General features: G+C 58.3%; 14 protein-coding genes and 1 tRNA gene. 8 read left to right on the plus strand and 7 right to left on the minus strand.

Going from position 1 to position 16,754, the window contains the following annotated elements; translation table 11 throughout:
• The first annotated feature begins 87 nt into the window (after positions 1 to 87).
• A complete protein-coding gene (locus tag AB3Y40_RS09645) occupies positions 88 to 3,384 on the plus strand; it encodes an error-prone DNA polymerase (protein WP_369438577.1) in 3,297 nt (1,098 codons plus the stop codon).
• A gap of 119 nt (positions 3,385 to 3,503) precedes the next feature.
• Positions 3,504 to 7,748 (plus strand): ExeM/NucH family extracellular endonuclease, encoded by a 4,245-nt coding sequence (locus AB3Y40_RS09650; RefSeq protein ID WP_369438578.1) that lies wholly within the window; start codon positions 3,504 to 3,506, stop codon positions 7,746 to 7,748.
• A 172-nt stretch (positions 7,749 to 7,920) separates the two neighbouring features.
• Here AB3Y40_RS09650 and AB3Y40_RS09655 read toward each other — a convergent pair.
• Positions 7,921 to 7,996 (minus strand) — tRNA-Thr (locus AB3Y40_RS09655).
• A 215-nt stretch (positions 7,997 to 8,211) separates the two neighbouring features.
• Here AB3Y40_RS09655 and AB3Y40_RS09660 point away from each other — a divergent pair.
• The gene (locus tag AB3Y40_RS09660; RefSeq protein WP_369438579.1) at positions 8,212 to 9,087 is read left to right on the plus strand and encodes a hypothetical protein; all 876 of its coding nucleotides are present in this window, start codon (positions 8,212 to 8,214) and stop codon (positions 9,085 to 9,087) included.
• A 28-nt stretch (positions 9,088 to 9,115) separates the two neighbouring features.
• Here the strand turns inward: AB3Y40_RS09660 and AB3Y40_RS09665 are convergent, their stop codons facing one another.
• Positions 9,116 to 9,385 (minus strand): DUF2312 domain-containing protein, encoded by a 270-nt coding sequence (locus tag AB3Y40_RS09665; protein WP_369438580.1) that lies wholly within the window; start codon positions 9,383 to 9,385, stop codon positions 9,116 to 9,118.
• 109 nt (positions 9,386 to 9,494) lie between these two features.
• On the opposite strand from AB3Y40_RS09665, the gene AB3Y40_RS09670 reads away from it, so the two are divergent.
• A complete protein-coding gene (locus AB3Y40_RS09670) occupies positions 9,495 to 9,710 on the plus strand; it encodes a hypothetical protein (protein WP_369438581.1) in 216 nt (71 codons plus the stop codon).
• On the opposite strand, the gene AB3Y40_RS09675 is transcribed toward AB3Y40_RS09670, so the two are convergent.
• Complete coding sequence (locus AB3Y40_RS09675; protein WP_369438582.1) at positions 9,707 to 10,024, minus strand: ArsR/SmtB family transcription factor; 318 nt, start codon at positions 10,022 to 10,024, stop codon at positions 9,707 to 9,709. The genes AB3Y40_RS09670 and AB3Y40_RS09675 overlap by 4 nt on opposite strands.
• Positions 10,025 to 10,115: 91 nt before the next feature.
• Between AB3Y40_RS09675 and AB3Y40_RS09680 the strand changes: the two genes are divergently transcribed.
• From AB3Y40_RS09680 to AB3Y40_RS09695, 4 genes are read left to right on the plus strand one after another with little or no spacing between them, the layout of a single operon-like run.
• Positions 10,116 to 10,979, plus strand: coding sequence for an MBL fold metallo-hydrolase (locus AB3Y40_RS09680; protein WP_369438583.1), 864 nt, complete (start codon positions 10,116 to 10,118; stop codon positions 10,977 to 10,979).
• A gap of 8 nt (positions 10,980 to 10,987) precedes the next feature.
• The gene (locus tag AB3Y40_RS09685) at positions 10,988 to 11,413 is read left to right on the plus strand and encodes a YeeE/YedE family protein (RefSeq protein ID WP_369438584.1); all 426 of its coding nucleotides are present in this window, start codon (positions 10,988 to 10,990) and stop codon (positions 11,411 to 11,413) included.
• Positions 11,413 to 11,844: a DUF6691 family protein gene (locus AB3Y40_RS09690; RefSeq protein ID WP_369438585.1), complete on the plus strand. Its 432-nt coding sequence runs from the start codon at positions 11,413 to 11,415 to the stop codon at positions 11,842 to 11,844. Before AB3Y40_RS09685 ends, AB3Y40_RS09690 begins: the two co-directional genes overlap by 1 nt.
• 8 nt (positions 11,845 to 11,852) lie before the next feature.
• Positions 11,853 to 12,272, plus strand: coding sequence for a protein tyrosine phosphatase family protein (locus AB3Y40_RS09695; RefSeq protein WP_369438586.1), 420 nt, complete (start codon positions 11,853 to 11,855; stop codon positions 12,270 to 12,272).
• A gap of 97 nt (positions 12,273 to 12,369) precedes the next feature.
• Here AB3Y40_RS09695 and AB3Y40_RS09700 read toward each other — a convergent pair whose 3' ends face one another.
• The 4 genes from AB3Y40_RS09700 to AB3Y40_RS09715 all read right to left on the minus strand — a co-directional run bounded on the left by AB3Y40_RS09700 (position 12,370) and on the right by AB3Y40_RS09715 (position 16,714).
• Complete coding sequence (locus tag AB3Y40_RS09700) at positions 12,370 to 13,332, minus strand: flagellar motor switch protein FliM (protein ID WP_369438587.1); 963 nt, start codon at positions 13,330 to 13,332, stop codon at positions 12,370 to 12,372.
• A gap of 72 nt (positions 13,333 to 13,404) precedes the next feature.
• Entirely contained in the window at positions 13,405 to 16,089 is a 2,685-nt protein-coding gene (locus AB3Y40_RS09705; RefSeq protein ID WP_369438588.1) for an ATP-binding protein, read from the minus strand.
• Positions 16,089 to 16,349 (minus strand): DUF6611 family protein, encoded by a 261-nt coding sequence (locus AB3Y40_RS09710; protein WP_369438589.1) that lies wholly within the window; start codon positions 16,347 to 16,349, stop codon positions 16,089 to 16,091. The genes AB3Y40_RS09705 and AB3Y40_RS09710 overlap by 1 nt, the downstream gene beginning before the upstream one ends.
• Positions 16,346 to 16,714: a response regulator transcription factor gene (locus AB3Y40_RS09715; RefSeq protein WP_369438590.1), complete on the minus strand. Its 369-nt coding sequence runs from the start codon at positions 16,712 to 16,714 to the stop codon at positions 16,346 to 16,348. Before AB3Y40_RS09715 ends, AB3Y40_RS09710 begins: the two co-directional genes overlap by 4 nt.
• Between the last annotated feature and the right edge of the window lie 40 nt (positions 16,715 to 16,754).

Here is a 16,754-nt window from a genome sequence, read left to right on the forward strand (position 1 = left end):
GCAGGCCAAAGGCCTGCCCCCCCGGGATATTTTTAGCCAGAAGAAGACCCACCCACGATTTTGGCATCACCGCCTCTGGGGGCGGCAATGCCTGAAAACGATCATGCCCATCCCCGCCGGACGATCCCCGAGGACGGAGCGTTCCCGCCAAATCCGCCTGCGCCGTTTGTGGAACTGGGGCTTGCCACCTGCTTTTCGTTTCTGCGCGGCGCCTCGGATGCTGTCGATCTGGTCACCACCGCCTGGTCACTGGGCTATGATCAGATCGGTGTGGCCGACTGGAACTCGATGGCTGGGGTGGTGCGTATTCATACAGAGGCCCAAAAGACCGGTCTGCACCCGATCATCGGCGCGCGGATCATCCTGACAACCGGAGAGGCATTCTTGGCCTATCCTACAGATCGCGCGGCCTATGGGCGGCTTTGTGCGCTGCTGTCCAAGGGCAAGAACCGCCGCCCTGACGGGGCGTGGCAGGACAAGGGTATCTGCGAGATTGCACTGGATGATCTGGACCCGCTGGGTCCCGAGGTTATTCTGATTGCCCTGCCCCCGGATGATCTGCGTGGCTTTGCTCGCCGCTTGCCGCAACTGGCCCGCCGATTGCCCGGCCTGACCCACATCGCGGCCAGCTATCGCTATCGCTCTGACGACGTGGCGCGGATCAATCAGCTGGACCGGCTCGCCGGCCAGCACAGGCTGGGGCTGCTGGCCACAAACGATGTACTTTATCACGCGCCGGCGCGGCGGGCCTTGCAGGATGTGATGACCTGCATCCGCGAAAAGACCACGATCCAAAAAGCCGGGCACCTGCTGGAACCCAATGCCGAACGGCATCTGAAATCCGCCTCTGAGATGCAGCGCCTGTTTGCCCAATGGCCCCATGCCATTCAGGCCAGCCTTGCCATCGCCAAACGCTGCCAGTTCAGCCTGTCAGAGCTGAAATACGCATACCCACATGAGATTTTACCAAAGGGGCGCAGCGCGATCGCCCAACTGCGTATCAATACCGCCGCGGGGGCCGCCACACGTTACCCCGGCGGTGTGCCGTTACCGGTGCAAGCGGCCCTCGACAAGGAATTGGCGATGATCGCAGACAAGGAGATCGCCAATTACATTCTGACGATTGAAAGCATCGTGAAATTCGCACGTTCCAAAGACATCCTGTGTCAGGGGCGCGGGTCGGCGGCGAATTCTGCCGTATGCTATTGCCTTGGCATCACCGCCGTGGACCCCGCGCAGCATGATTTGCTGTTTGAACGCTTCATCAGCGAAGATCGGGTTGAACCGCCCGATATCGACGTGGATTTTGAACATGAGCGGCGCGAAGAGGTGATCCAGCACATCTATGATACCTATGGCCGCCACCGCGCAGGACTGTGTGCGACGGTGATCCATTACCGTCCCCGCTCAGCCATCCGCGAGGTCGGCAAGGTCATGGGGCTATCCGAGGATGTGACCGGTGCGCTGGCCAAGACGGTCTGGGGCAGTTGGGGCAAGGATATCGCTGAAGGCCATGCCGATGAGGCGGGTGTTGACTTAACCGACCCGCTGATGCGGCGCACCTTGATCGTGGCGCAACAGATGATCGGCATGCCGCGCCATCTGGGACAGCACGTGGGCGGGTTTATCCTCACTGAAGACGCGCTGACCCATACCGTGCCCATCGGTAATGGCGCGATGCCGGACCGGACATTCATCGAATGGGACAAGGACGACATCGAAGCGCTTGGCATCTTCAAGGTCGACATTCTGGCCTTGGGGATGCTGACCTGCATCCGCAAGTGCTTTGACCTGATCGCAGCCCACCACGGCGAGACTTGGACGCTCGCGACCGTGCCCAAAGAGGACACGCGTGTCTATGACATGCTGTGCAAGGGGGACAGTATCGGTGTTTTTCAGGTCGAAAGCCGCGCACAGATCAACATGCTGCCACGGCTGCGGCCGCGCACCTTTTATGATCTGGTGATCGAGGTGGCAATTGTGCGGCCCGGGCCCATTCAGGGCGACATGGTGCATCCCTATCTGCGCCGCCGCTCTGGGCAGGAACCGGTGGAATACCCTGCCCCTGCAGCACCGCATGACCCTTCCGAGCTCAAGAACATTCTGGGCCGCACATTGGGCGTGCCGATCTTTCAGGAACAGGCGATGAAGATCGCGATTGATGCGGCCAAGTTTTCGTCCAAAGAGGCGAACCAGCTGCGCAAGGCGATGGCGACGTTCCGCAGCAAGGGCAATATCGAGCTGCTTGAGGAAAAGATGGTCGGGCGCATGGTCGAACGCGGTTATGATCCTGATTTTGCCACCCGGTGCTTTGACCAGATCAAGGGCTTTGGCGAATATGGCTTTCCTGAAAGTCATGCCGCCAGCTTTGCCCAGCTTGTCTATGTCTCAAGTTGGTTGAAGTGCCACTTCCCCGGTGCCTTTTGTGCTGCCCTGCTGAATTCGCAGCCGATGGGGTTTTATGCCCCCGCACAACTGGTGCGCGATGCGCAGGAACATGGGGAAACGGTACTGCCTGCGGATGTGAATTACTCGGACTGGGACAGCACGCTGGAACCTTTGGGTCAGGGCGGTTTTGCGGTGCGGCTGGGGATGCGCCAGATCACTGGCCTGCGCGAGGATATCGCGGCCCGGATCATGGACGCGCGTGACGCGCCATATCAGGATATTGCAGACCTCAAGGCACGTACTGGCATCGGGGCGGCTCATATCCGCAGGCTGGCAGAAGCGGATGCCATGCGGTCCATGTTTGTTGATCGCAGGCAGGCCCTGTGGGAGGCTAAGGGCCTGCGCGATGCCCCTGATCTGCCATTGTTTCAAGGTGGCACGGACGAAGGTGTCGAGCGCACAGTGCCTTTGCCGGTGATGCCGGTCTGCGAACAAGTGGTGTCGGATTACCAGACGATGCGTCTGTCACTGAAAGCGCACCCGATGGTGTTCATGCGGAAATCCATGCGCAAACAAGGATTTATAGACACAGCTCAGTTGAAAGACAGCCGCCCCTGGCAAAAAGTCAAGATGGCCGGTCTGGTGCTGATCCGGCAAAAACCCGGCACCGCCAAGGGGGTCTGCTTTATCACGATTGAGGATGAGGTTGGCGTTGCCAACATCGTGGTCTGGCCCAAGGTGATGGAACAGTTCCGCAAGACCGTGATGCAATCCCGGTTGTTGCAGATCGAAGGCTACGTACAGCGCGACGTGGAGATCATCCATGTGATCGCCCAGTCGCTGACCGACAAATCCGAAGCGCTGCAAAGGTTAGCACCGGATGATCTTGCACCGCCACTGGCGCATGCTGATGAGGTGCGTAAGCCCCTGCCCGCCCCCAGCAGCCGCCATCCACGCGACGTGCGCATCATTCCCAAAAGCCGGGACTTTCACTGAACAAAAGTCAGGCAGATCGGCAAGGTTCCGCCACGGAACACGCTGTGGTTGTCATCTAACCTTTGCAAAATGACGTCAAATCGCCACCATCAGTGTCATTATTTATGGGGGACTATCGGATGTTTGGACGCTTCAAGATTGGTATTCAGTTTGGTGGATTTGGGCCTGATACGCTTGTGGGCGATGCCCGTAAGGATTTGTTGTTCGGGCTATGGGGCAACGACACGTTGGACGGCGGCGCGGGTCGCGACCATTTGTTTGGCGGCTTTGGCGATGACACACTGATCGGGGGTGCCGGGGCTGACAAGCTTTTTGGTGGCTTCGGTTTTGACACCGCCGTCTTCGAAGGTGGCGTGGACGACTACACCGTTCACAGTGTCCGCGCCAATGGACGCGGGCCGATCAAGGCAAAGGTCACAGACGCAAGTGGTGACACGGACCGCCTGAACAGTGTCGAGGCACTCTATTTTGCAAGTGATGATTACACCGCCTTTCTGGATGGCCGGAACAACGCCGTTCTCGCCCGCGATGACGCAGCAGATGCAGACGCCACTGGTGCCACGATTTCCGGCCTGACCGGCAATGACTTTGACTTTGACGGGGACGCGCTGACCATCATCGACATTGATACGACCGGGCTGACCGGATCGGCAACGCTGAACGATGACGGCACGATCAGCTATACGACCGACGGGGCATTTGACGCGCTCAAAGAAGGTGAGACGGCGCAGACCACGCTGACCTACACTGTAAGTGACGGCAACGGCGCCACTGACACCGCAACTGTTACTATCACAATCACTGGCGAGAATGACGCGCCCGAACTAACGCTGGCCGACACTGCCGAAGTCGCAGAAAATACGACCGCTGTGGCAGCAGCCAGTGCCTTTGATGTCGATGGAGATACGATCACCTACTCCCTGTCAGGGAATGATGCGGTGCTATTTGATATCGACGCAAACGGTGTGCTGACCTTCAAGGACGCCCCGGATTTTGAAGCCCCGGCAGACGCGGATGGTGACAACGTCTATGATGTCACAGTGATCGCGTCCGATGGCACATTGTCCGACAGCGCCGATATCGCCGTCACCGTCACTGACGTGGACGAGGGCCCTGCCCCAAAGGTCTGGATCAACGAATTCCATTATGACAACGCCGGGGGCGATGTCGGTGAATTTATCGAAGTGGCAGGAACCGCAGGCGTCAACCTCAATGGGTGGAGCCTTGTGCTTTATAACGGGTCAAACGGCACGGCCTATAACACCATTGCGCTTGCTGATGCACTAGACGACACCGCTGGCGGTTTTGGGTTCAATGTCACCAACCTACCCAGCAACGGCCTGCAAAACGGCGCGCCCGATGGCATCGCACTGGTTGATGATACAGGTGCAGTGGTCGAATTCATCTCTTACGAAGGGGCCATGACGGCCGCTGACGGGCCAGCCACTGGCCTGACCTCTCAGGATGTGGGCGTGGCTGAAACCAGCGGCCAGCCAATTGGTGGGTCGATCCAGCGCAGCGGCATCGAGGATGAATTCACCTGGACGGTCACGGATACCAACACAACTGGTGCAACCAATGACGGCCAGACGTTGGGTGATGTGCCGCCCAACGTCTTCATCAACGAATTCCACTATGACAACGCCGGTGGCGATGTCGGTGAATTTATCGAAGTCGCCGGTGACGCGGGCACAGACCTAAGCGGTTGGTCGCTGGTGCTCTACAATGGCTCCAACGGCACGCCTTACAATACCATCGCACTGGATGGTGTCTTGGCGGACACCGCGAACGGCATCGGTTTTGACGTCACCGACCTGCCCAGCAACGGGCTGCAGAACGGCGGCCCGGACGGGATCGCACTGGTGAATGACCAAGGCGAGGTTGTCGAATTTCTGTCCTACGAAGGCACGTTTGATGCCGTTGGCGGCCCTGCCGATGGCATGACCTCAACCGACATTGGCGTTTCTGAATCCGGCAGCACCGCCATCGGTGACAGCTTGCAGCGTCTCGAAGACGGCACATGGGACGGCCCAAAAGCCAACACCAAGGGGGGCGCCAATACCGAGCCGGTAACACCCCCGGCAAATGACGTCATCCTGTCAGAATTCCACTATGACAACGCTGGCGGCGACGTTGGCGAATTCGTCGAGGTGTCTGGCACTCCGGGTGGTGATCTGACTGGCTGGACCATCGCGCTTTACAACGGCAATGGCGGGGCGGTCTACAATACGGTGGCCCTGACCGGCACGTTGAACGCTGACGGCTATGCCTCTGTCGATGTCCCCGGCATCCAGAACGGTGCACCTGATGGCATCGCACTTGTCGCGCCAGATGGAACCATTGCGGAATTCATTGCCTACGAAGGCGACCTGACCGCAACTGACGGCCCTGCGGCTGGGATGACAGCGCTCGACATCGGCGTATCAGAGACCAGCAGCACCGCCATAGGCGACAGTCTGCAAAAGGACAGCGATGGCAACTGGCAAGGACCTGCCGCCAGCACGCGTGATGCGGCAAACGACGACGGCCCACCGCCCCCACCGCCGCCGCCAACCGGCACAACGTTGATTTCGACCGTGCAGGGCAGCGGCAATGCCTCTACACTTGATGGGCAAGTTGTGAACGTCGAGGCGGTTGTGACCGCTGTGATGTCCAATGGGTTCTATTTGCAAGAGGAAGACGCAGACGCCGATGCTGACGCTGCGACGTCCGAAGGGATCTTTGTCTTCACCGGCGACACACCGGGTGTGACTATGACCGATGTTGTCTATGTCACGGGCACGGTTGATGAATTCTTTGACTTCACGCAATTGACCAATGCCACCGTGTCCAACATCGGCACCGCCACTTTGCCGACCGCCGCGACATTGACCCTGCCGGACAGCATCAGCAGCCTTGAAAGTTCTGAGGGTATGCAAGTCAGCCTTGCTTCGGACGGCGCGCCGTTGACAATCATAGAAACGTTCAACTTTGATCGCTTTGGCGAAATTGTCGTAAGCGAAGGCGCACAGATCCAGCCAACCCAGATTTATGATGCCCAGACCCAATTGACCGAAATCACCGCATTGCAGGAACAAAATGCGGCGAACCGGATAACCATTGACGATGGCGCAGGCGGACAAAATCCTGATTCATTTGCCTATATCGCGAACACGTCGGCAGGCGACAATGGTGATGGAATTCTGAGCGCGGGTGATGTCTTTACAGCTGACGGCCCCACCCTGCGGCTTGGGGCCGAACTGGATGCACCGGTCAACGGTGTGCTGTCCTTCAACTTTGGGGAATACAAGATCATCCCGACAGAGACGCTGTCAATTGACCCCACCACCAATGAAGGTGCGCGCGAAGAAACACCGCCCGATGTCGGTGGTGACTTGAAAGTGGTCAGCTTCAACGCGCTCAACTACTTCACCTCGCTGGATGACCCGGCCCTTTCGACCGCAGAGAAAGTAGCCCTCTACGGCTATGATCCACGCGGCGCAGCCACACCCGAAGATCTTGCCCGCCAGACCGAAAAGCTGGTGAACGCATTGATTGCATTGGACGGCGATATCGTTGGCCTGCAAGAAATCGAAAACAACGGCTTTGACGATGACAGCGCCATTGCCACCCTGGTCGCGGCGCTGAATAGCGAATTGGGAAGCGAGGTCTATGGCTACGTGGATCCCACCGGCGGTGTTGGCGGGATGCTCGGCACTGACGCGATCACGACAGGGTTCATCTACAAGCTCGACAGTGTTGACGTGACGGGTTCTGATTTCTTGGTATTTGACGATGGCGGCCAACAACGCAACCGCCCGGCTGTGGCCGCTACCTTCGTCGACGAAAACGGAGAAGAGGTCACCGTCGCCGTCAATCACTTCAAGTCCAAAGGTGGGAGCGGCAGCGGCGATGACGCCGATCAGGGCGATGGTCAGGGCAACTTCAATGCGGTGCGCACGGCAGCGGCAGAGCAACTGACAGCATGGCTTGAAACCGGGCCGACTGGCACAACGGACCCTGACGTTCTGATCATCGGTGACCTGAATGCCTATCTGCAGGAGGACCCGGTTCAAGCGATCGAAGCCGCAGGCTACGACAACCTGCTGGAAGACTTCGTCGGCGCCGAAGATGCCTTCAGCTTTATCTTTGATGGGCAGCAAGGCGCGCTGGATCATGCCTTGTCGTCTGACTCACTTACCAATCAGATCACCGGCGTCGCCGAATGGCACATCAATGCACAGGAACCTGATCTTTTGAACTACAACAGCCAGTTCAATGATCCGTCATTCTACAATGGTGACGATGTGTTTGCAGCATCTGACCACGATCCGCTTTTGGTCGGACTGACATTGTTTACGCCAGATCCCTTGGCGGTTGCCTGACCCGCATGATCTTTTTGGCCCCCCGCCGCGAGGCGTGGGGCCCCTTATTCCCCGCATTGCGCCAGGATCAAGACCGCCTGTTTGACCGGCGAATGGCTCAAGATTTGCGACGCGTATCGCATTGGCAATCGCCGATTGTCATTTTGGTCTGAAAAGAAGATCGGTGTTCTTGTGGTGCCCCCACACGGACTCGAACCGCGGACCTACTGATTACAAATCAGTTGCTCTACCAGCTGAGCTATAGGGGCACTGCGTCGGTCTTTAGCGTCCCTTTTTGCCGGTGACAAGCCTTTGCTTTGCAATGATCGCAACAATGAAACCGGTGCCCCTTAGAACGCCAGTCGTCCATGCGATGCTCGGTGCTTGATGACGACAAAACACGCATCACCCCTACCCCGCAACAGCGTTCCATCCGGCCACATTTACCGCTAGAGTGCCGGCAACAAGAACGAAAGTGGCAGGCATGCAGATCGCATATCACATGGGTGCAAATTGCACGGACGAAGACCGGCTGCTCAAATCGATCCTCAAGAACAACGCGCAATTGTCAGAACGGGGAATCAAAGCTCCCGGCCCCGGTAGATATCGTGCCTTGATCCGTGAAACGATCCAACAGCTCGATGGCGCCACACCCGATCCGGACGCACGACAAGTCCTTTTGGATGCAATTGTCGACGCCGAGGATGCGAAACGCCTTGTGATGAGCAATGCAAATTTCATCTGCGTTCCCAACCGCATCTTTGATCACGGCGTCTTTTACGAGCAAATCGCTTTCAAATTGCGCGGGCTTATCAGCCTGTTTCCAGATGATGAGATTGAGCTTTTCCTTGGCCTGCGTGATCCCGCCACCTTTCTGCCCGCAACCTTTGCAGAAGCGAAGTCCGACACGCTGGCCGATTTCCTTCAAGACACACCGCTTGGGGATATTCGGTGGTCAGATGTGATCCGCCGCATCCGCGATACGGCCCCGTCCGCAAAGCTGACAGTTTGGTGCAATGAAGATACGCCGCTGATTTGGGGCGAGGTGATGCGCCGGATTTGTGGGCTGGCCGCCGACGACCCGGTTGACGGGGCGCTTGACCTTTTGGCAACGATCATGACACCCGACGGGATGTCGCGGCTAACCGCCTATCTGCAGAAACATCCGCCCAAGTCACCAGCCCAGGAACGCAAAATCGTCATGGCGTTCCTCGACAAATACGCGCTACCCGACGCGCTGGAAGAGGTCATCGACCTTCCGGGCCTCGACGCTGAAATCGTAGATGCCTTGTCAGCCGCATACGACGCCGATGTGAACCTGATCGCTGATATGACTGACGTCACCTTCATCGCGCCCTAGGTCCCAAGCCACAGCGGTCAGGCCAAAGCTACATGCCCAACGCGGATTTATACATATCCAGCACGGCCTCTTCTTCTGCCAGATCATTGGCGTCACGCTTTCGGATCGCGATGACCTTGCGCATGACCTTGGTGTCATAGCCCCGGCCCTTCGCCTCTGCCATAACTTCCTTCTGGGCATCTGCGATGTCCTTCTTTTCGGCCTCCAGTCGCTCAAACCGTTCGATGAACTGGCGCAACTCCTGGCCTGCAACAGATGTGACTGTATCACTCTCTGTGGTCGCGGTGGTATCGGTCATGATGCGCTCTCCTGTATTGGCCGGCCCCCTGACTAGCTTGGTGGTCAGGGCCTTGCAAGCCGTTCACGCAGGTAGTAGCGACTGCGCGTCGCAAAAAAGGAGCGCGCGGATGGAATGGCTGGTCTGGATAGGCGCAATGGTTTCGGTTCTTGGTCTTGTCGGGATCGTCCTGAGCGTTGTGCTGGTCATCCGCGCGCGGCGGGCAGAGTTGGATGATGACGCGCTGCGGGCAAAGCTGAACCGCGTCTTGCCGCTGAACTTGGGCGCCCTGTTCTTGTCCGTCATCGGATTGATGATGGTGGTGCTGGGTGTGCTTCTGACCTAATCGGCCGGGCAAAACACCTCGTACAAGCGCTCAAGCACGGGGCGGACCCGCGGATCAGAAAGCTGATAGCGCACGCTGCGCCCATTCTTATGGCAGGTGACCAGTCCTTCGGCACGCAATCGCAGCAATTGCCCCGAAACATAGGACTGGCTGGCGCCAAGCAGCGCGACCAATTCACTCACCCCTCTGTCCTGCGGGACAAGCGCGCACAGCAATCGCAACCGCGCGGGATTGGAAAGAGATTTCATCAGCTCTGCGGCTTCATCAGCAGCAGCGGTCATTGGATCAACGCTAACTTTAATGTCCATGGTCATGTCACGAAGCTAACGACTGAAGCGATACATTTCAATATTGCAATGTTTCTGATTTGCCCTATCCTGAACCCATTGAAAACCGGAGATCGCCATGACACCCGATGTAACCGCCTTCTTTGATTCTGCCACAAATACAGTATCTTACGTCGTCAAAGAACCCAATGGCACACAATGTGCGATCGTCGACTCAGTTCTTGACTACGATCAGGCTGCCGGGCGCACGGACACCAGTTCAGCTGACAAAATGATCGCTCATATTAAAGACAATGATCTAACAGTGGCTTGGATCCTGGAAAGCCACGTGCATGCCGACCATCTTTCGGCAGCGCCTTACCTGCAAGACGCTTTGGGCGGCAAAATTGGGATCGGCAACCAGATCACCGTCGTGCAGGACACCTTTGGCAAAATCTTCAACGAAGGCACGCAGTTTCAGCGTGACGGGTCACAGTTTGACGGATTGTTCGCCGACGGTGACAGTATCCATATCGGGCAAATGCGCTGTGATGTGATGCACACGCCCGGACACACGCCCGCATGCCTGACCTATGTTATCGGCGACGCGGCCTTTGTCGGTGATACGCTTTTCATGCCCGATTTCGGCACGGCGCGCTGCGACTTTCCCGGCGGCTCTGCTGATGACCTCTATCACTCGATCCAGCGCATACTTTCCCTGCCGGATGAGACTCGCATCTTTGTCGGCCACGACTACAAAGCACCGGGCCGTGAAGAGTTCGCTTGGGAAACCACAGTTGGCGAACAAAAGGCGATGAACGTTCACGTGGGCGCAGGCAAACCGCTCGCGGATTTTGTCGCCATGCGCACTGAACGCGACGCCAAGTTGGGCATGCCTCGGCTTATCCTGCCAAGCCTGCAAACCAACATGCGCGCGGGACATATGCCGGAACCGGATGACAACGGCACACGGTACTTCAAAGTTCCGATCAACACGCTCTAGGAATTAACATGCCAACAGACTGGATTTGGGGGCTCCTCGGCGGGGGCCTGATTGGAACGGCTGCGGCCATCTTTCTTTTAGTGAACGGCCGGATCATGGGCGCATCCGGCATTCTTGGCGGACTGGTCGATGGATCCGGTCGTGATACTGCGCGTGAACGGCTGTCTTTGCTGGCGGGTCTGATCGGTGTGCCTTTCGTCCTGGCGCTCTTGATCGGAGGTGCGGAGACGCACCTGACGCCTAACCTGCTTTTGGTGATCTCCAGCGGCCTGCTCGTCGGTGTCGGCACGCGGATTGCAAACGGCTGCACCTCAGGCCACGGGGTCTGTGGTATCAGTCGCCTCTCGCGACGCGGCATCGTCGCTACGCTGTTCTATATTGGTGCCGGCGCCGTCACCGTGGCGCTCCTCAAGAACCTACTTGGGGTCGTCTGATGCGCAATATCTTTGCATTTCTTGTGGGCGGCCTTTTTGGCACGGGGCTGCTGCTCTCAGGTATGACCGACACGCGCAAGGTGCGTGGCTGGCTTGATCTCTTTGGCGACTGGGATCCGACGCTGGCTTTTGTGATGGGTGGCGCGATCGTACCGATGGCACTGGCCTGGCGGTTTGTGCCCGGACGCGCGCCGATCATGGGCGGTAGCTTCCCCGCACCCCCTTCCCCCGCGCTCGGCCGCAACTTGATTGTCGGCTCGGTGCTGTTTGGTGTCGGTTGGGGTCTGTCCGGTCTTTGTCCGGGACCCGCTGCTGCCTCACTCGGCTTTGGCGGTTTTGGCGGCGCTGTGTTCTTTGTGGCGATGATCCTTGGTATGTTAGCGGCCCCTGCACTGCGGAACCGTCTGGACGCTGTGGCTGCGGCGGGCTAGGTAACGACATGGAAATTCGCCCGATCACACCGACCTACACAGTCTCTCCGCAAATTGACCCCGCTGACATTCCAGCGATCAAAGCTGCGGGCTATGTCACCATCATCAATAACCGGCCCGATGCAGAAATCCCGCCCAGTCACCAAAGTGCTGCGATGCGCGCGCTTGCCGAAGAGGCAGGGTTGGGATTTGTCGACAACCCCGTAACCCATCAAGGGCTCAATATGGAAATGGTGACAGCCCAACGTGATGTCATGGACGCCGCCGATGGTCCGGTCTTTGCCTATTGCGCCTCGGGCACACGTTGCACCATCGTCTGGGCTTTGGGTCAGGCAGAGCGAATGTCGACCGACGATATTCTGGCCGCCGCGGCAGAACAAGGCTATGATATTGGCGGGATGCGCCGTCAGCTTGACGCACTTCGGTAATGGCCGAATTCCGGCAAGTTCGACACGCTCAGCAAGCTACCAAAGGCACCAGCATCCCATCCTTTCAAGTCCTCTAGACCTGCGCCGATAAAGCTGGCTATACGGCATTTCCAGCCATCGCCGGCGCAACCTCAGCAACATCCGGCACGGCAGCAGATTGTGGCGGCAGCGCACGCAGATCAAGTTTTGGTCCGTCTTCCACGCGCACCGCGATTTGCCCGGCAACCTGACCCAGCCGCGCTTTTGCGACTAATCGCCCGTCAGGGGCAAGCAATCGCACGGTATCAACGGTACACCCGCTTAAGGGGAGCAATTGCCCGACTTCCAGTTGCGTAGCGGTCAACAATGGCACCTTGAATTGATGCAGCACTGCGTCCAGACGCGCCGGTGCCGCCAGCACGGCCTCGGGAAATGCGGTCGCCCAGTCGTTTTGTGGTCGGTGTTCGGTTTTCTTAGGCAGCGGGATCGCGGTTTGCGGTGGCAGGGCCAGCAGCACCTCTGCCTTGCGGGCACCGTCCAGCATTTCAACTGAGATCCGGATCAAGCGATAGACCTGATCGGGAAGGACAAACCCCGTGGCCCGTGGTCCACCCAACCGCGACATCAGCCCAGCCCCAGCCACCCAACCGTCCAACGCCGTCTGCGCTGTCGTGTTGTCCAGTTCCTGAACCAAATTCTTCAAAAAGGGTTCAATCAAGGCGGCGTCGGTGCGGGTCACGGGTCGCTGTTCATTGTCGCGGGACGCAACCCGCCCCGTTGTCTGAACCTCTACTGCAGCACTGCACATCGCCGCATCACATGCGATCACCCCGCGAACCGCATTGCCTGTGCCCAAGCCACGGATCAGCACATCCAGTGAGAGTTCTGAAAGTAGGTCGTCCAGTTCGACCAGGTCTTCACTGACGCGCGCCACGTTCAACGTCAGTGCAACACTATTCTGCGCTGCACGCGTCACGGCCAATGTGACCGCACGTGTGGCCGTCAAAGGCACATCCGGCACCGCTGTCGCGACCCGATGTGTCATCTTTTCCAGCACTGTTTGCGGGGCGTTGTCGTTCATGTCACCTGCCTGGCCCACGGTTCGTCGTGTTCTCTGTTAACCGCAAATTGGTTTACAGCCGGTGAACAGAACTCAGGCAGCAGCCATCGCTTGGGTCTTGGGCAGGGTCACACGAAAAGCCGCGCCTCCCTGCCCCGGCATATAGGCAATGCGGCCGTCCAGCCGCTCCATGATCTCGCGGCAGATCGCAAGGCCAAGGCCCGCCCCGCCCGCGCGTTGCTCATCCGCGAGCCGCGCGAATTTTTCAAAGATCATTGTCTGATCTTTGTCGGCAATCCCGCTGCCGTTGTCCACAAAGTCAACCGTTGTCCGCCCATCATTGGTACGCACGATGATTTTCAGTTCCGGCTCTTCGGCATCGCAATACTTGGCCGCATTGGCGATCAGGTTGATGAACACTTGCACCAATCTGTCCAGATCAGTTTCCAGCGTAACGTTCTCACGCGCAGGTTTTCGCAAAATCCGAATGCGCTGCCCCTTGGCCCCTGCCGCATCCACCGCGCGTGTAATCAGCGCGGACAAATCACCAATCTCCCGATTCAAGGTCACCTGACCGTTCTCCAATACCGAAAGGTCCAAAAGATCATCCAGCAAGCGGGTCAACCGCACCGCCTCGTCATGGATGATGCCTGCGTACCGGGTCTTTTCGTCCGGATTCATCTCCATATCTCGCACGATTTCGGAAAATGACCGGATCGAAGTCATCGGCGTCCGTAACTCGTGACTGATCTGGCTAAGAAATGCGTCTTTCTGCACCGACAATGCCGTCAACTTTTCATTCGCCGCCCGCAAGGCGCGTGCAGTGCGATCCTGCTCGGCTGATTTCGCCTCGAGCTGATTGGAATACTCCATGATCTGGGCGGCTTCATCGGCCACTGCAATCAAGTCCTCGACCGACACGCTTGCCCCTTCGGTGAGCTGCCCGATCATCGCGTGCGCCGTTGCTGCGCCTACCGAACCGGCAAGTTCACGCTCCAAACGCTCAATAAAATCGGGGGTCACATCAGGCAGATAACCATCCTTGCCCTGCCGCTCTGCCGCGCGTTGAAACAGCGCCTGTGCCTCGCTTCCGCCGATAATGCGCTGCGCCATAATCAACAAATCCTCAGCCCCTGCACCACTGCGTGACCACGCGCGCGCGCCGGCGGTATTTGCAAAGACATTGACAAACTGCGCCCCCTGCAATCGTTCCAGCGGGGTCGGAAAACTTAGGACCGAACCCAGGAAAAACATCGCCGTGTTCAGCAACATGGACCACAAAATGCCGTGCACCAGCGGATCAAGACCGGTGATCCCGAACAATGCTTCTGGCCGAAACCAAGACAAACCAAACGGCCCGTTGGCAAGCACCTGCGCGCTTAGCACTGCATCGCCAAAGCTTGGCAGAAACTGCGTCCACATCCAGACCGTCAGCCCTGTCACCAATCCGAGAACGGCACCAACGCGCGTGGCCCCCCGCCAGAAAATGCCCCCCAAAAGAACCGGCAAAACCTGGACAGCCCCCGAAAACGAAACCAAGCCAATTGCCGCCAATGCCGTGCCACCGCCTGACACGCGGTAGTAGAGATACCCCAGCGCCAGAACACCGGCGATCGACAACCGCCGCGACGTCACGATCAACCGCCGCACATCACCTGAAATGCTCGCCCCATCACCGCGTCCGGCGTTCAACCATAATGGCAGCACAATATGATTGCTGACCATTGTCGCCAGCGCAATCGTCGAAACGATCACCATAGATGTGGCCGAAGAAAACCCTCCTAGGAATGACAGCATGGCCAGGCCATCCTGCCCCGTCGCAAGCGGCACAGTCAGTACAAACAGGTCCGGGTTGGCGCCTTCGGGCATGATGTTCAGCCCGACAACCGCGATAGGGATCACGAAGAGGCTCATCAACATCAGATAAAGCGGAAAGGCCCAGCTTGCGGTCTGCAGATGCGCCTCATCCGCATTCTCGACCACAAGCACCTGAAACATCCGCGGCAAACAGATGAAGGCCGCCGCCGACAGAAAAATCAGGCCAGCCCAGCGGCCGCTGTTCTGATCCCACGTCGCGATAGGCGACGCGTCAATCTGGTTCAGAACCGCAGCCGGGCCGCCACCAATGCCCCAGACCACAAAAATCCCAACCGCCAGCAAAGCCACCAACTTGACTACAGCCTCAACTGCGATGGCCATGACAATACCGTGGTGGCGTTCGTTGGCATCAAGGTTCCGCGTGCCGAAGAGAACGGTAAAGATCGCCAGCCCCACTGCCACCCACACTGCGGCCCGGTTCAATTCTGCGCCGCCCCAGCCCTGTCCGCCAGCTTCGGCAAAAACGGCAAACGACAGTGTGACCGACTGCAATTGCAGTGCAATGTATGGCGTTGCGGCGACCACGGCGATCAACGTGGCGATCATTCCCAATTGGGTCGATTTGCCGAACCTGGAGGAGATCAGGTCAGCGATGGACGTGATCCGTTGCGCCCGTCCAATCCGCACCAACCGCCTGAGTATGAGCCACCAACCGACCATGACCAACGTTGGTCCAAGATAAATCGTAACGAACTCCAACCCCGACCGCGCGGCATACCCAACTGCGCCATAGAACGTCCAGGCGGTACAATAGATGGACAGGGACAGCGTGTAGATGAGCGGTGACCGAAGCCAGCCGCCGCGCCCAGCCTTCGCGCGCCGTTCTGCGGCAAAGGCCACGATAAACAACAACGCCACATACCCAAGTGCCACAAAGATCAGAAGGTTAAAGGACACCATCAGTCGCGGTCCTCGGGGCTTTCGCTGACGGCATCAGGCCGCAACCGCCGCGACAGCAGGGCTGCCAAAACGATCAGCACGATCCAGACCCCGAATACGTACTGCAATGCGTCGCCTGTGGCATCCTGCCCCGGCCAAAGCAGCGGAAGCAGCCACAAGACAACACCCAAAACCGGAACCATGCGCAGTACGTCACGCAAACGGCGCTGGCGATAAGTCTCGCGCGCGAGAAAGACCGATCTTTCAGATTTCCCGCTCATGACCCGATCAGATGACGCACATGGGACAGAACTTCGGCATTCGAAAAGGGCTTGGTCAGGAACAACGTCGCACCCAACCGCTCTGCCAACTCACGATCCTTGGTCTGGCCGCGTGCGGTCAGCATCATCACTGGAAGGTCTTTGGTTTCCGCGGTGGCGCGCACGTCGCGCAGAATGTCATAACCAGACCGACCCGGTAGCATAACGTCAAGTATGATCATGTCAGGCGTTTGCCGTACCAGCTTCTCCATCGCTGTGGTGCCGTCTTCATGCGTATGCACAGTGAACCCGTCGCGCGACAAAATAAAACTGATCGCCTCGATGATGTTCGGCTCATCCTCAATCAGCAAGACACGTTTGCCCATGTGCTGTCCCCCCTGTCCTCCCGTGCAGGCGTCTCCCGTC

Origin of the sequence: Yoonia sp. R2331 (assembly GCF_041103235.1) — a bacterium.
GTDB lineage: Bacteria > Pseudomonadota > Alphaproteobacteria > Rhodobacterales > Rhodobacteraceae > CANMYO01.

Excerpts from the sequence above, each read along its gene's own strand:
- AB3Y40_RS09645 (WP_369438577.1), top strand. The coding sequence starts at position 88 with ATGCCTGAAAACGATCATGCCCATCCCCGCCGGACGATCCCCGAGGAC.
- AB3Y40_RS09650 (WP_369438578.1), top strand. The coding sequence starts at position 3,504 with ATGTTTGGACGCTTCAAGATTGGTATTCAGTTTGGTGGATTTGGGCCT.
- AB3Y40_RS09660 (WP_369438579.1), top strand. The coding sequence starts at position 8,212 with ATGCAGATCGCATATCACATGGGTGCAAATTGCACGGACGAAGACCGG.
- AB3Y40_RS09665 (WP_369438580.1), bottom strand. The coding sequence starts at position 9,385 with ATGACCGATACCACCGCGACCACAGAGAGTGATACAGTCACATCTGTT.
- AB3Y40_RS09670 (WP_369438581.1), top strand. The coding sequence starts at position 9,495 with ATGGAATGGCTGGTCTGGATAGGCGCAATGGTTTCGGTTCTTGGTCTT.
- AB3Y40_RS09675 (WP_369438582.1), bottom strand. The coding sequence starts at position 10,024 with ATGACCATGGACATTAAAGTTAGCGTTGATCCAATGACCGCTGCTGCT.
- AB3Y40_RS09680 (WP_369438583.1), top strand. The coding sequence starts at position 10,116 with ATGACACCCGATGTAACCGCCTTCTTTGATTCTGCCACAAATACAGTA.
- AB3Y40_RS09685 (WP_369438584.1), top strand. The coding sequence starts at position 10,988 with ATGCCAACAGACTGGATTTGGGGGCTCCTCGGCGGGGGCCTGATTGGA.
- AB3Y40_RS09690 (WP_369438585.1), top strand. The coding sequence starts at position 11,413 with ATGCGCAATATCTTTGCATTTCTTGTGGGCGGCCTTTTTGGCACGGGG.
- AB3Y40_RS09695 (WP_369438586.1), top strand. The coding sequence starts at position 11,853 with ATGGAAATTCGCCCGATCACACCGACCTACACAGTCTCTCCGCAAATT.
- AB3Y40_RS09700 (WP_369438587.1), bottom strand. The coding sequence starts at position 13,332 with ATGAACGACAACGCCCCGCAAACAGTGCTGGAAAAGATGACACATCGG.
- AB3Y40_RS09705 (WP_369438588.1), bottom strand. The coding sequence starts at position 16,089 with ATGGTGTCCTTTAACCTTCTGATCTTTGTGGCACTTGGGTATGTGGCG.
- AB3Y40_RS09710 (WP_369438589.1), bottom strand. The coding sequence starts at position 16,349 with ATGAGCGGGAAATCTGAAAGATCGGTCTTTCTCGCGCGCGAGACTTAT.
- AB3Y40_RS09715 (WP_369438590.1), bottom strand. The coding sequence starts at position 16,714 with ATGGGCAAACGTGTCTTGCTGATTGAGGATGAGCCGAACATCATCGAG.